13 protein-coding genes are annotated in these 14,442 nt (G+C 62.7%); 7 read left to right on the forward strand and 6 right to left on the reverse strand.

Features of this window, described 5'->3' with window-relative positions; translation table 11 throughout:
* The first annotated feature begins 153 nt into the window (after positions 1–153).
* The gene (locus ABJF10_RS02390) at positions 154–558 is read left to right on the forward strand and encodes a TIGR03067 domain-containing protein (protein ID WP_348542914.1); all 405 of its coding nucleotides are present in this window, start codon (positions 154–156) and stop codon (positions 556–558) included.
* A 68-nt stretch (positions 559–626) separates the two neighbouring features.
* A complete protein-coding gene (locus ABJF10_RS02395; RefSeq protein WP_348542915.1) occupies positions 627–2,720 on the forward strand; it encodes a sulfatase-like hydrolase/transferase in 2,094 nt (697 codons plus the stop codon).
* 55 nt (positions 2,721–2,775) lie between these two features.
* Here ABJF10_RS02395 and ABJF10_RS02400 read toward each other — a convergent pair whose 3' ends face one another.
* The gene (locus ABJF10_RS02400) at positions 2,776–3,201 is read right to left on the reverse strand and encodes a hypothetical protein (protein ID WP_348542916.1); all 426 of its coding nucleotides are present in this window, start codon (positions 3,199–3,201) and stop codon (positions 2,776–2,778) included.
* Between ABJF10_RS02400 and ABJF10_RS02405 the strand changes: the two genes are divergently transcribed.
* Positions 3,183–3,533, forward strand: a complete 351-nt coding sequence (locus tag ABJF10_RS02405) for a hypothetical protein (protein ID WP_348542917.1) — start codon at positions 3,183–3,185, stop codon at positions 3,531–3,533. The genes ABJF10_RS02400 and ABJF10_RS02405 overlap by 19 nt on opposite strands.
* A 116-nt stretch (positions 3,534–3,649) precedes the next feature.
* Here the strand turns inward: ABJF10_RS02405 and ABJF10_RS02410 are convergent, their stop codons facing one another.
* The 5 genes from ABJF10_RS02410 to ABJF10_RS02430 form a co-directional block, all read right to left on the reverse strand.
* Entirely contained in the window at positions 3,650–4,249 is a 600-nt protein-coding gene (locus ABJF10_RS02410) for a hypothetical protein (protein ID WP_348542918.1), read from the reverse strand.
* Positions 4,246–6,279, reverse strand: a complete 2,034-nt coding sequence (locus tag ABJF10_RS02415) for a hypothetical protein (protein ID WP_348542919.1) — start codon at positions 6,277–6,279, stop codon at positions 4,246–4,248. The genes ABJF10_RS02410 and ABJF10_RS02415 overlap by 4 nt, the downstream gene beginning before the upstream one ends.
* A gap of 5 nt (positions 6,280–6,284) precedes the next feature.
* Positions 6,285–7,229 carry a type II secretion system protein gene (locus tag ABJF10_RS02420; RefSeq protein WP_348542920.1) on the reverse strand — a complete coding sequence of 315 codons (945 nt, stop codon included), beginning with the start codon at positions 7,227–7,229 and terminating at the stop codon, positions 6,285–6,287.
* 3 nt (positions 7,230–7,232) lie between these two features.
* On the reverse strand, positions 7,233–7,733 hold the full coding sequence (locus ABJF10_RS02425) for a prepilin-type N-terminal cleavage/methylation domain-containing protein (RefSeq protein ID WP_348542921.1): 501 nt from the start codon (positions 7,731–7,733) through the stop codon (positions 7,233–7,235).
* A gap of 152 nt (positions 7,734–7,885) precedes the next feature.
* Positions 7,886–9,067, reverse strand: a complete 1,182-nt coding sequence (locus ABJF10_RS02430; protein WP_348542922.1) for a DNA-binding transcriptional regulator — start codon at positions 9,065–9,067, stop codon at positions 7,886–7,888.
* Positions 9,068–9,158: 91 nt separating this feature from the next.
* Between ABJF10_RS02430 and ABJF10_RS02435 the strand changes: the two genes are divergently transcribed.
* From ABJF10_RS02435 to ABJF10_RS02450, 4 genes are read left to right on the forward strand one after another with little or no spacing between them, the layout of a single operon-like run.
* On the forward strand, positions 9,159–9,722 hold the full coding sequence (locus ABJF10_RS02435) for a DJ-1/PfpI family protein (protein ID WP_348542923.1): 564 nt from the start codon (positions 9,159–9,161) through the stop codon (positions 9,720–9,722).
* A 22-nt stretch (positions 9,723–9,744) separates the two neighbouring features.
* Positions 9,745–10,656: a TIM barrel protein gene (locus tag ABJF10_RS02440; protein ID WP_348542924.1), complete on the forward strand. Its 912-nt coding sequence runs from the start codon at positions 9,745–9,747 to the stop codon at positions 10,654–10,656.
* Positions 10,656–12,746 carry a c-type cytochrome gene (locus ABJF10_RS02445; protein WP_348542925.1) on the forward strand — a complete coding sequence of 697 codons (2,091 nt, stop codon included), beginning with the start codon at positions 10,656–10,658 and terminating at the stop codon, positions 12,744–12,746. Before ABJF10_RS02440 ends, ABJF10_RS02445 begins: the two co-directional genes overlap by 1 nt.
* On the forward strand, positions 12,743–14,233 hold the full coding sequence (locus tag ABJF10_RS02450; protein ID WP_348542926.1) for a hypothetical protein: 1,491 nt from the start codon (positions 12,743–12,745) through the stop codon (positions 14,231–14,233). Before ABJF10_RS02445 ends, ABJF10_RS02450 begins: the two co-directional genes overlap by 4 nt.
* Positions 14,234–14,442: the final 209 nt, after the last annotated feature.

The raw sequence follows: 14,442 nt of genomic DNA on the forward strand, positions 1-14,442 counted from the left end.
GGTCACAGACCGCCGCTACAGCAGACGATTCTGGCTCTCACGTCGCAGCGCGCAAAAGATTTCCCCCTCGCAGAAGGCTCTCTGCTTTGGTGGAGTCTAGTTTTTTGCTGCCGGTGCGGCACCGACGGCCATCTCCTCTCCCCCTGCGAAACTATGAAATCGACTCTGCTCTTCGCCCTTGTGGCTCTGGTCATGGTGCCCTGGTCTTGTCAGGCGGCGGATCAGGATGTGGCGTCGTTGCAGGGGACGTGGCGGGCGATTGAGGCGACCTCCAACGGCGAACCCCCGCCGCCGGGGATGCTGGAAAAGATCACGCTGATCTTCACCGGGGACACCGTGTCGATCATGGGCGCGCCGCTCATTCGTTTTCGCGTCGACCCGACCGCGAAGCCGGCCCAGATCGACTTCCTGAACAGCCACAATCAGGTCGGCATTTACGTGCTCACCGGCGACACCCTGAAGCTCTGCACCGGCGAGCGCGGAGATCGTCCGGCGGCCTTCAAGACCGAGAAGAACACGGATCACACCTACCTGCTGCTCCAGCGCGCCAGGCCATAAGCGCCCCGGCGCCGGTCGATGTTGGTGCTAGACGGGCGATGGCAAATTCCGCTTCCAAGAACATTATCATGAAATCCCCTCTAGCTCTTCTTTTTGTCTTTTACTGCATCAGGTTGGTTCGCTTGCCGGCGGCGGAGGTGGCTCCGCGGCCGAACATTGTTTTTGTGCTCGTGGATGATCTGGGGTGGGGGGATCTCGGGGTGTTTTATCAAAACCAGCGGCGGGCGGCGAATGACCGCAGCCAGCCTTGGCATTCCACGCCGCATCTGGATGCGATGGCGGCGCAGGGGTTGCAGTTGCGCGACCATTATTGCTCGGCGCCGGTGTGTGCGCCGTCGCGGGCGTCGTTGCTGCTCGGGGTGCACCAGGGGCATGCCAACGTGCGGGACAATCAATTCGACAAAGCGCTGGAGAATAATCACACGCTGGCCACGGTACTGAAAGGCGCGGGCTATGCGACGGCGGCGATCGGCAAGTGGGGTTTGCAAGGTGGGCCGGCGGAAAAGGATCCGGCGGCGGCGAAAGCCGGGCCGGCGCAATGGGCGGGATTTCCGACGAAGCGCGGTTTCGACTATTACTACGGCTATATCCGACATGGGGATGGCCATGCGCATTATCCGAAAGAGGATGGCAAACAGGTCTGGGACATGGAACGCGAAGTCTCCGCGGATCTTGCGGGCTGTTACACGGCGGATCTCTTCACGGCGCGGGCCAAGAAATGGATTACGGACCAGCACGCGACGCATCCCGGGCAGCCTTTCATGTGCTATCTCGCGCTCGATACGCCGCACGCGAAGATCCAGTATCCGCCGGGCCCCTATCCGGCGGGGGGCGGGGTGAAGGGCGGCGTGCAGTGGCTCGGCACGGCGGGGCGGATGATCAACACGGCGGACGGCAAGCCCGATTCGTGGTGCCATCCCGAGTACGCGAATGCTACCTGGGACGACGATCACGACGCGGCGACGCCGGAGAAACCGTGGCCCGATGTGGATCGCCGCTACGCGACCGCCGTGCGGCGGATCGACGACTGCGTGGGCGATGTCCTGCAACTGCTCAAGGACCTCGGCATCGATGACCACACGCTCGTCGTCTTCACCTCGGACAATGGGGTGAGCATGGAGTCGTATTTGCCCGAGCCCTTCACGCCGCAATTCTTTCGCAGCTTCGGGCCGTTCGATGGGATCAAGCGCGATTGCTGGGAGGGCGGCGTGCACGTGGGTGCGCTCGCCCGTTGGCCCGGCTTCATACCCGCGGGCAGCCTGAGTCGCGAGCCTTCGGCGCATTATGACTGGCTGGCGACTTTCGCCGAGCTGGCGGGCGTGCCGATTCCGGCGCGAGCGGATGGGGTTTCGCTCGTCCCGACGCTCCGAGGGCAGGAGCAAAAGCGGACGGCGCCGATCTATGTCGAATACTTCGTGAAGGGCAAGACGCCGGGTTACCCCGAGTTTTTGCCCGGCCATCGCAGCCGCCAGCGCAATCAAATGCAGGCGATCCGCGTGGGCGATTTCATGGGCGTACGTTATGACATCCGCACGGCGGCTGATCCCTTTGAAATCTATAACGTGGTGACCGACCCGCAGGAGGCCACGAACCTCGCCGACAGCAGCAGCGAATACGCCGCGCTCCAGCGGCAGTTGCACGACATCGTGCCTTCGATCCGCCGCCCGAACGCGTCCGCCGCGCGACCGTACGACTCGGAGTTGCAGCCGGCGGTGAAGCCGGCTTCGACCACGCCCGGCGTCGAATGGCGGGCCTTCGCGCAAGCCTCACCGTGGGTGCCGCGAGTCGATGGGATGACGCCCACCGCGCAGGGCACCAGCCCGCGGCCCGATCTCGACGTGAGCCCGCGCGCCAATGATGTCGCGCTGCTCTTCACCGGCTACATCGAAGTGCCGGAGGATGGCGAATACCGCTTTCACGTGACGGCCGACACCGGTGCGCTCCTGCGCATCCACGACGCCACGGTGATCGACGCGGACTTCGGCTATCCGCCGGGAGCGGAAGTCACCGGAGCCGTGCGCCTGCAAGCGGGCCGGCACCCATTCCGGTTCTACTACGCGCGCCGGCAGGCGGGTGTGCCGGGCCTCACTTGGCAATGGAGCCGCAATGACGGGCCGAAGCAGGACGTGCCGGCGACGGCGTTTTCCCACGCCACAAATTGAACTGCGGCCTTGCGGTTGAGAGCGGCACCATCACCTGGCGACGTCCTCATTCTGACTACGGTTTTGCGTGCAACTTCAGCCACTCGGAAACGAGCGTGGTGAAATCGTTGAAAATCAACTCGCTCTTCTTCATCCCGAGTTTTCGGCAAAGCAAAGGCAACGCGTTTTGAAAGGCGATGTAACGACGGAAGATTTTTGCTCCACCGGGAATCATGACACCGCGCCGGCTGCTGCGCAGAAAGTCGCGTACTTCGGAAATGGCCCGCTCAATTTTCCCGCCGTGCGCACCAATGTCCTGTCCGGCGATGTCTGAGCAAAACTTTTGATATCGATATGGCTCGCGGTCGAGAATCAGGCACAACTTCTCACGCTGCTTTTCGCTCCCAGAAATATCCCGAGTTCCAGCGGCATGTTGAAACGCGGCAGGCGGGACTTTCTGTCGAGTTGGGTCCGGGAAATATCGTGAATGCCGATGCGGCATTCCGAAATGATCTGGTAGATCTTGCTGACCCGAATTTGGCTGGCATCGTTGATTTCCCGGGCGCAACGAGCGATGAATCCGCAATCGTGAACGGTGAACACGATGGCATTGAACAGCTTCAAGTACTGCCGATCAAATGGGCAGTTGATGAAGACGCTCAAGTCATATTCGCCGGGAGGGAGCGCCATGGCCCACTCCGCTTATCGCTTTGTCCCGGTGCGAACGCCATGGCGGTCGCGCTTGACGGTGATTTCTCCCGTTTTCGCATTCCGGCTGATCGTACGCACGGCATCCGCCACCGTGCGGCGAGGCAGCGTCCCCACATGTTTTGAATCCTGGATTACGCGGAAAGCAGCTTTGCTCATGACCGGGAGAATCCTACTTCAAATCATTCCTTTTGTCACGCCTTCAATCGGGCTCGCTGTGTTGCGCGGACTGATTTCACAACCTACCCCGCGGGCGACCAACTGAACATGCTGGTGATGGCCTGCTCGCGGATGTGCTCGAAGTTTTTCTCCAGCGCGCGGACGCGGATGACCAGAAGCTCCTTGGCGCTAAGATCGACGGCGGAGATGGAGATCGTGGCGCGCACGCCGCTCATCGTGAAATTGAAAATGCATTCGGTGCTTTGGCTCGCGCCGATGGTCCAGGGCGCGGGTACCATCCTGACGAACTCTACGTTCCCCACGCCGGGCGGGAGGAATTTCGCTGCCCAGGCTTGCATATTCTCCGCTGGCAGGGAGGCGTCACCGGACGATAACGGGCCGGACTTGGCGACGATTTCCAGTTTCATCCAGGAGGTGGGATCGGCGGTGAAGAAAGTGACGAGTTTACCGCTCCCGCTGGGTCTCCAGTCGGGAGGTGGCACGTAGGAGACCAGACCATTGCCGTCGGCGAATTGGATGACGGGGGTGGATGGCCCTTCGTTTCCCTGGCGAAAGCCGTGTCGCGGGGTGAGGTCGAGCGCGTACGTCGTGGAGAGTGCGAAGCCGAGAATGGAGAGGCTGCAGGCGACAAGGCGGAGGGTGGAGGAAGGAGAGAGATTCATTTGAGGGTCCAGGCGGCCATGCTGTAGGCGTAAGCCACGGGAAAGCCGGGTGGGTTTTTGTCCTGCAACGTGGTGTCGAAGAACCAACGGCGGCTGGGCGCGTTGTAGTAGTTGCCAGTGTTCTGCCACACGCCGGTGGCCTGCTCGCTGTCGTAGAGCAGGCTGAAGGAGCCGTGGATGGTGAGGTAAAGACTGGAGGTCCAGTTCTCGAGGAGGCGTGGAAAATTCTCGAGGCCGCCGCTATAGGCGCTGGTGGTGGTGGGCACATTGCCGGCGACGATGGCGGTGTTGACGGTGGTGTTGGAGGGGTTGCGGGAACCGGAAGTAAGGCCGGCGGTGGAATTGCCGTCGCTCCATTTGTTGGAAAGAATGGTTACGGCGTCGGCCGCGATCGCGGCCACTTTCTTGACGTAGGTGCCGGAGGTTTCGTCGGGCGCGGAGGTGCCGGAGGGATAGGCGCCGCTGGCATCGGAGGCGGGCAGGTTGGTGACGGTGAGGGCGCTGGCGGTGGAAGTGCCACCGGTGGTGGAGGAATAGTTCGTCGTGGCCCCGCTGTTGTACTCGCCCTGGATGTAAACCGGGTTGGGAGTGGCGACGGCGAAGCCCACGGTGGGCAGCGAACCTCCATTGACGAGTCGAATGGCGCGTTTGCTGGTGCTGGTCCGGGCGGTCCCGCCGGTGGTGGTGAGATTGCCATTGCCCGTGGCAGTCGTCGTGTAGCCCGAATAGCCGCGGGTCGTCACACTCGTGCCGGCGCTGGTGTCATCGATATAGAGCAGCAGGCCATCGTTGTTGCCCACCGTATCGTAGGTGTCGGAGGCGGCGTTGACGGCGTTGGTGATCCGGCCGACGTCGACGTTCACGAGGCGGACGTTATCGTTCTCACGGCCATCGCTGAGGGTGGTGTTGGTAGTGATCGCGCCCATAATGGCCGTGTAGTCCGCGCCGCTGGTCATCGCGGTGGCGGAAGCACCCTTGTAGATGGTGACGTCGTTGCTGGCATCGATGTAGATGCGGTAGTCGGCATTGCTGGAGAGGCGTTCGCTGCTGCCGGAAGAGTCGATTTGCAATGGGTCCGTGCCGGAGCCCGATTTGAGATCCTCGATCATTTCGTGATAGCCGTCGTTATTCAGGTTGGAGTCGGAATCGGCGTCGTTGCTGCTGATGCCATCGATGAAGTTGGGATCGAGGCTGGAGAGCGGGGTATCGAGGAGCTTCTGCTGCGCACCCGCATGCGGAGCGTCGCCGGAAGGCCATTTAGGCGTGCTCGGCGAGCTGGCGTGAGGGTCGCCAGGGGCGTATCCGATGGTCCAATTGCCGGTGTAGGACACATCCTGCTGCAGGTTGAGACTGTTCGTGCCGGTATAAAGATCCCCACCGGCGTAGATCGTGCCGTTAATGTACATCGACGCACCGGGATTGATCTCGGTGACGGGCTGCGTGCTGAAGAGAAAGTTATCGAAGATATTGCGACCCGAACGGACGAAGGGTCGCTCCACCGTGACCTTGCCTCCTCGAAAACTCACCGTGGCGCTGGCGATATAAAAGGTCCGGACGCGCATGCGGGAATTGGTACCGTTCTCCGGCGTCGGCCGGGTGGCGGAGTCGGCGATGAGGTTCAAGTAAGGATCGGCCGGCCGCACGCTCCAGGCGGTGAGAGCCAGGCCCGCAGGAATGGGAATCTGGCTCGAGGTGGGTGCCTTCAAGGGCAAAGGCGAGGGGACAGACGTGGCGGGAGAGGTCGCGGTGCCGCTCATCAACTCGTTGTAAGTGAGGCCGCTGGCGTGCTGGGTGGGATCCTGGGTGTTGGACAAGGCCAGGCGCCATTGGTCGAACAGGTTTTGAATGACTCCATCCCCATAGGCGATGGCTCGCGTGCGGTCGACGGTCCGTTTCATGAGGCGGCCCTCCGCGGTCGTGACCGTGTAAATCACCGCGACCGCCGACGCCATGATCGCAATGACGAACAGGACCGCCAGGAGAGCGGCGGCAGATTCGGAATGGGTATTTGGGACAGGCCCCGGTTTCATGATGGCTAGTTCCCGCTCACGACGGGGGGCTGGTTGCGGGAGGGGATGGTGACCTGCAAAGTGGTGGTGGCGTTCTGGTAAAGGCGCGCGCTGTAGGCCAGGTCGTAGGCCTCGAGAGAAACGCGCAGATTCGTGGCGTCGGTGAGCGTGGAGGTCGAAGTCGGAAAGAGCAGGCCGAACGGCTTCGGAGAAGTGATGTTGCTCTTGATGACGACGGGCACGTCGTTCGCTGCGGCAGTCGCGGGATAGGGGGGATCGGTGAGATTCGGGTGAAACCGCAACTGATTGTTCACGACCGTGTAGCCGCAACGCTGATAGAAATACCCGCTGGAGATGGGATTCGTGAGGGTGAGTCCGGAGGTCGTGGTGCCGCTGGCGGTGAGGATCGAAAAACCGATGGCGCTGCTGAGGGTGACTTTCCACTTGTTACCCGATGTTTTCACCGGCGCGGGCGCGATGATATTGAACTCGTGGGAGATGAGCGGAATCTGCAACTTATCGCCCACACTCGGCGTGTAGGTGCCGCCGGTGACATCGAGTTCCAGGGTGGTGTCGGTCGCGGCGACGGTGGAGGCGGAGCCGTTGCCGGTGATCTTGCAAGGTCCGGCGGCCAGTCGCATGAACCGTACGCCGTTGGCGCGATTGCTGACGTACTGCTGGGTGTAGGCGTCCTTGTCACTGGAGGCCACGGCGGCGACGTCGGTGTAAGTGATGCCATTGAAGTTGATCAACTGAAACCGGCTCGCCGAATTGTGCACCTCGGAGAACAGCCTCTCCAGTGATCCCCGCGCGGATTCGTGGCTGTGATTGGTCGCCAGATTGCGCGTGACCATGCGAATGGCCGAGGACGAGTAGATCATGACTCCCGCGCTGAGGATGCCGGTGATGGCGCCGGCGACGATCATCTCGACGAGGGTAAAGGCGTGGGCCTGCAGGCGGGAGTTCTTCATGGCCTAGAAGTCATCGGTGCCGCGCAGGGTGTTGAGAGTCACGGTGTGCGGCTTGCCGCGATAGGTGAAGGCCACGACGACGTCTGCACGGAGCAGGCGGGAACTGGTCCCCGAGTTTCCCGAGCAGTCCGTGAGCTTCGTGATGGTCGTGGTGCGGGAATCGAGGACCTGGGTGTCGTAACTGGTGAAGGCACTGCTCAGGCCAGTCCCGGCATTGAGAGCATCGTTGTTCAGCGGGAGGTTATTCTCGGTGGTGGTGACGGGGGTGGAGTTGGCCGCGAGCACCGCGGGAGCTGTGCTCCCCACGCTCCAGGGCGTGGTCATGATCTGATCGATCTTCTGCTGCGCAGCCGCGAGGGCCAGCGTCTCGTAGCGCGAGGTGCTGGCAAACTGGTTGGCGAGGGTCAGTGCATAAATGGAGCTGACGGCGAACAGGGAGAAGACCGCGACCGCGAAGCTGACCTCAATCAAGGTGAAGGCCTGTCGATGTGAGTTTGTGAACACGACCTATGGTCAGCACTAAGCGAGCCGGTGAAGGGGTTTCGGCCGGGGGAAAACCCTGAGGACAGGGAGGGTATTTACCACGAAGACACGAAGGGCAATGAGGTGATGCCTGCCGCGTCGTACTGACCTTCGTGCCTTGGTGTCTTCGTGGTTCACCTTAGCCCGCGATGCGTGACCGCCATCTGCGCCTCCCGCCACTTCCCCGGTGTCGTGCCATGGGTTTCCTTGAAGGCGGCCTGCAGGTAATGGCTGTGGGAGAAGCCGGTTTGCGTGGCGATCGTGTCGATGGTGAGATCGGTCTCGCGGAGGAGGCGTTCGACCTCGCGGAAGCGCACCCGAAGGATCTCCTCTTTCGGCGTGCGATGGAGCGCGGCTTTCATGCGGCGATCGAGGGTGCTGCGGGAGGCGTTCAGTTTGCGGCAAAGTTGGTCGACGTTCAGGCCGGTGAGCGCGTCTTCGCGGATGAGGCGGGCCGCGTGGGCGACGAAAGGATCGTTGATCACCAGGCTATCGGAGGAATTCCGCACCACGATGCCGCGCGGCGGCACGAGCACGGACCGGCGTCGCAGGCGTTGCCCGCGCATGAGGCGATCGAGCATCTCGGCGGCGACGTAGCCGACGGCTTGTCCATCGTAGCGTACGCTGGACAGCGGCGGCGTGGCGAAGGTGCAGAGCGTTTCTTCATTTTCGGCACCGACGACGGCGACTTCCTCGGGCACCGCGATGCCGGCGCGCTGGCAGGCTTCGAGCAGGCGCACGCCGAGTTGGTCATTGGCGGCGAAGATGCCGACGGGCTTGGGCAGTTCTTTCAGCCAGGCAACGAGTCGGGCCTGGCTCTTTTCCCAATCGGCGGCGCTGTCGGAGGTGGTCTCCGGCAAGAGCGAACAGCGACCGCCGAACGCTTCGACAGTGCTGACGAAATTTCGCATACGCTCGATGAAGAAGCTCTCGGTGTGCAGGCTGTAAGCGGCAAATTGCCGGTAGCCGCGCTCGTGGAAATGCGCCGCGACGGAGGCGCCGATGAGGCGGTTGTCCATGCCGACGTAGGGGCGGTCGCCGCCGAAGGTGGTGGTGCGCAACTCCACGGCGGGCAGGCCGGTGGCCTCGATGAGACGTCCCATCTGCGGGGTGAAAGTGCGGGTGAGAATGCCGTCGCCATCCCAGTCGCGCAGCCACGAGGGCGGCGAGGAATCGAGCGCGCGCAACTCGAGAAAAGTGGACCAAGGCCCGTGCGCGGCGAGGTAGCGGCGCACGCCGGCGAGGAGTTCGCGGGTGTAGGTGCGCGTGGTCTCGACGAGCAGGGCGACGCGGGGAATACGGCGGCGTTTGGTCATGAAAGGGGTGAAATCGGGGTGACGAAAAACCTGAGGACGCCTGCACCATAGTTGCAGTGACATCGGCGGCCAAGCCGTTAGAGTGCGCGTCATGAACCCCAGAGTCCTTGTCATTGTCGGCGACGCCACGGAAACCGTAGACACGCTTTACCCCTACTACCGCTTGATCGAGGGTGGCTATCAGCCGGTGGTCGCCGCGCCGGAGAAACGCAAATACCAGATGGTGCTGCACGAGGTCAAACCGGGCTGGACGATCACCAAGGAATGGGAAGGCTACAGCATCGATGCGGAAATCGCCTTCAAGGATATCAAGCCCGAGGAATACGCGGGCATCTTCTTCAGCGGCGGCCGGGCGCCGGAATACATTCGCGAGGACGAGGACCTGCTCCGCATCACGCGCTGGTTCTGGGAAAACAAGAAGCCGATGGCCAGCGTGTGTCACGGCGTGGAAATTCCGGCGCGGGCCGGCATCGTGAAAGGCCTGCGCATGGCGACGGTGGCCAAGTGCAAATTCGATCTCGAGGTCTGCGGCGGCATTTACGTGAACGAACCGTGTGTCATCGACCGGCACATGTTCAGCGGGCGCACCTATCACGACAGCGGCCACTTTGTGGCGCCGTGGATCAAGATGATGGATGCGCAGCGCGGCGCTTAAGCGATCGCCACCGTTCTTCCCCATGATCACGCGCAGGACGTTCCTTCACACGCTTGGTGCTGCCGCCGCTGGCTCCGCTTTGGCCGCACCCGAACCATTTCGGCTTCGCTACGTTCTTTCGTCCGCGCTGTATGGCGAGACGCCGCTCGACGTCATTCTGCCGGAAGTCTCGAAGGCCGGATGTGAGTCGATCGACATCTGGTGCAAGGCGCATGGTAACCAGCGCGAACAGATCGCCGAAATGGGCGACGACGCGTTTGCCGCTTTGCTGGAGAAAAATCACACGAAGCTGGGTGTGAGCACACGCTATCCGCTCGGGCCGATGAAGCTGCAGGACGAGATGGCGTGGTTGAAAAAGCTCGGCGGGAAGATCGTGCTTTGCGGCAGTTCCGGGCCGAAGAATCCCGAGGGCGCGGAGGCCAAGGCGGCGCTGCAAAAATTCATGGAAGACATGAAGCCGCACGTCGCGAAGGCGGAGGAGTTGGGCGTGACGATCGCTATCGAGAATCACGCCAACACCGCGCTCTATCATCCGGATTCGTTGCGCTATTTCGCGGAGTTTAATCGCTCGCCGGCGCTGGGCGTCGCTTTCGCGTTTCATCATCTGCACGAGTGGCAGGACCAGATCCCGGCGCTCATTCGCGATCTCGGCGCGGCGCAATTGCCGTTTGTCTATTTCCAGGAATACTCCGAGGGCATCAGCAAAAAGGTCTCCAAGGAAATCGAGATGCAGCAGATGCCCGGCTTCGGCGGCCCGCTCGACTATCGGCTGGTGGTGGAGGCGCTGCGGGGCATCCGCTTTGCGGGCGTGGTTTCGTGCTTCATGCACCCAACTCCACGCGGGGTGCCCATTCTGCCGACGACCGCAGAAGTCACGGCGGCGGTGAATAAATCGCGGGCCTACGTGGAAAACTGCTTGAAAGAAACCGCGTGATGAAGCGCCCGGTGGCGATTCTTTTGGCGTCGTTGCTGACGGCGCTGACGCTGCACGCGGAGCCGCTGGTGGTGGGTTTCGAGCGTTTCCATAAAGACGCGCCGACCGCGGAGGGTGGGCGACTGCTCTTTAACGAACTCGGCTGTGCGAACTGCCACGGTGGGGACACCGGCTTGCCCGCGCGACGCGGCCCGGAACTGAGTGGCGTCACGCGACGGGTGCAGGCCGCGTGGCTGCGCAAATTTCTCGCGAGTCCTTCCGCTGCGCACACCGGCTCGGCGATGCCGCAATTGCTCGCGACGGACAAGCCGGGTGACATCGATGCGGTGTTGAATTACCTCGGCTCGCTCAAGCCGGAGTCGACCGCGAAAGCGAAGGCGATGGGGGACGTGAATGCGCCCCGTGGCGGCGAACTTTTTCACAGCCTCGGCTGTGTGGCTTGTCATGCACCGCAAGCGGATTTCACCCCGCCGGAAGGGGGGGCGCCCAAGGATTCGGATTTCACCTATCGCGCGGCAGGCTTTCCGAACCTCGGAGAAAAATGGGTGCTTTCTTCGCTGGCGGCGTTCATTGCCGATCCGCTCAAGGTGCGTCCCGACGGGCGCATGCCGCGCACGGCGATGGAGGTGGCGGATGCGGTGGATATTGCCGCTTACCTCCTGCATTACGAATCGAGCGTGGGGAAAGCCGCTCCGGGCGTCGAAGTATTTCAGGCGGACAAAGCGCAGGCGGAACGCGGACGGACCATCGTCGCGGCGGCGCGCTGCAGTGCATGTCATCAGTTGCCGTCGGAAGTAGCGGCGCAGCCCGTAGCCTTGAAACGCCAGGAGGGCGGCTGCCTGGATGCGAAGACGACAGCGGGCGTGCCGCATTATGAACTGGCCGAAAACCAGCGAGCCGCGTTGAAACTTTTCCTCGCGCAGCGAGAGAAGGCGGCGACGCCCGCACAACTCACGATGCTCACGCTGGAAGCGCTCAACTGTGTTGCCTGTCACGAGCGTGACGGACGCGGCGGACCCGGTGCGGCGCGCCAGGCTTATTTTCTCGGTGATCCCAGTCTCGGCGACACGGGACGCTATCCGCCCCCGCTCACCGGCGTGGGTCGCAAGTTGCAGCCTGAGTGGCTGGTGAAAGTGCTGACCGGCGAATATCGCGTGCGCCCCTATTTGCATACGAAGATGCCGGTTTATGGCACGGCGACGGCGGGGCTCGGAGCGATGCTTTCCGCGACCGACGCGAAGAAAGAATCGGCGCTCACGGGTGGCGATGACACCGCGGGGCGGAAGCTGATGGGGACGCAAGGCGGCATCGGTTGCATTACCTGCCATCGCTGGGGGCAGCATCCTTCGATCGGCATTCAAGCGCTCGATCTTAGCAACCTTGGGCAACGCATTCAGCCCGGCTGGCTGCGCGAATACTTGATCAATCCCGCGGGCTACCGGCCGGGCACGCTGATGCCGTCTTTCTGGCCCGAAGGGAAAGCAGCGAATGGCGAAATCCTCGGCGGCAATACTGATCGGCAGATCGCCTCGATCTATTCCTTCGCCGCGAGTGCGAACGGGGAGCCGGAGGGCTTTCCTGCATTGGGGAGCAGCGAGTTTGAACTCGTCCCGAAAGATCGCCCCATCGTGCAACGCACCTTCATGGAAGGCGCCGGCACGCACGCGATTCTCGTCGGCTTTCCGACGGGCGTGCACCTGGCCTACGACGGCAAGAACGCACGGCCCGCGCTCGCATGGAAGGGTAAATTCTTCGACGCCTACAACACGTGGTTCTCGCGCTTCGCACCCTTCGAGAAGCCGCCGGGCGAGGCCATCGTGGCGTGGCAACCCGCGCCTCCGAGCGAAGCGAAGCGCCGCTTCGCGGGCTATCGTCTCGATTCGCAGGGCGTGCCGACCTTCCTCTTTTCCATCGATGGCGTGGCGGTGGAGGAACGCATCGAGGGCATCGAAAATGGCTTGCGACGGACGGTTACCTGGAATGCCTCCGCGCCGGAGTCGCCGGCCATCACGCATCCCGCCGGCGTGAGTGTCGCGGAAGGTCCCGGCAGCGCGGCGGGTCATCGCGTCTTTACCTATTTGTGGAAATGAAAGCCTCGCTCATTGCCCTCGCGTTCCTCACTTCTGCCGCCGTTGCGAGTGCGGCGGAGCCGTACGAGATCGTCGATATCCTCACAGCCAATTCGCCCTCTGCTTCGCGCAGCAAGGAATGGAAACCCAGCGCCGGTCTGGCCTTGGAAGTCAGCGGGATGGATTGGACGCCGCAGGGCAAGCTCGCCGTGGCGATTCGCAAAGGTGAAGTGTGGATGCTCGATGGCGTACTCGGCGCGCCCGATCAGGTGAAGTATCAGCTTTTCGCTTCCGGGCTGCACGAACCCCTCGGCGCTTTGTGGGACAGCGACAGCCTGCTCGTGACCCAGCGCACGGAAATGACCCGGTTGCGCGACACGAATGGCGACGGCGTGGCGGACGAATATCTGACCGCGGGGAACGGCTGGAATGTCTCGGGCGCTTATCACGGTTACGCCTACGGGCCGCGCCGCGATGGCCACGGCAATCTGTGGGTCACGCTGAATGTCGACATGGGCGAGCACGCGAATAATAAAGCGCCGTGGCGCGGTTGGGGCGGCACGATCACTTCCTATGGAGAATTCCACCCGATGGCCGCGGGCATGCGCTCGCCCTGCGGGCTGGGGGCAAATCTCGCGGGCGATATGTTTTGTGTGGACCAGCAGGGGACGTGGGTCCCGGCCACGCCGATCTATCATCTGCGCGAAGGCGCCTTCTTCCTGAACCCGGAAGGCATCGCTTCGCAGGACCTGCCCGCTTCGCCGCTGAAGCTTTCCGCCAAAGTGCCGGAAAAGGTGCCGTATCCCGACGCGCTCCACGCCTTGCCGGAGATGCGTCCGCCCGCCGTGTGGCTGCCCTACGTGAAGATGGGCCGCAGCGGCACTGATCTCGCGACCTGCAATGCAGGCGGGAAGTTCGGACCCTTCGATGGCCAGATGATGGTCGCGGAGTTCACCGATGCGAAAGTGAGCCGCGTCTTCATGGAGAAAGTCGACGGCGATTACCAAGGCGCCGCATTTCCGTTTCTCAGCGGATTTGCCTCCGGCATCGTGCGGCTGCTCTTCGCGCCGGATGGCAGTCTCATGGTGGGCATGACCAGCCGCGGTTGGTCCTCACTCGGAACGAAATCGTACGGCCTCCAGCGCGTGCGCTGGAATGGCACGACGCCTTTTGCCATCCGCGAGATGCACGCGTTGCCCGATGGCTTTGAACTCGTCTTCACCACGCCGGTGGATCCTGCGACGGCCGCGAAACCGGCGTCGTACACGATGAAGAATTACACCTACTTTTACTCCGGCGCCTACGGGAGCGATGAGATCCAAAATGAAGCGAATCCCATCACCGCCGCGACCGTCAGCGCCGACCATCTGCGCGTGCGGCTGAAGGTCGACGGCCGGCGGGAGCTCTACGTCCACGAGCTGCGTTGCGAAGGCGTGCGCTCCGCCGCGGGCGCGCCGCTCGATCATCCCGACGCCTACTACACGCTCAATCGGATCCCGAAGCGGTAGGGAGAATGGGGCACGGACGCCGAAGGCGCCCAGCCTACCCGCCGTCATCCTGAGCTTGCGAAGGACCTCTGATCTCTGCCTTTCCTCACTCGTACGGCAAAAGATGGCGCTGACCTGTCTCTGAAAACGGCGTGCAAGATGCCCGAGCGAAATCAGAGGTCGTCGTCCCCACGGCACCACGGACGTCTCGCAAAGCCTCGGCTCGCAAG

The organism is Chthoniobacter sp., assembly GCF_040003245.1.
GTDB lineage: Bacteria > Verrucomicrobiota > Verrucomicrobiia > Chthoniobacterales > Chthoniobacteraceae > Chthoniobacter.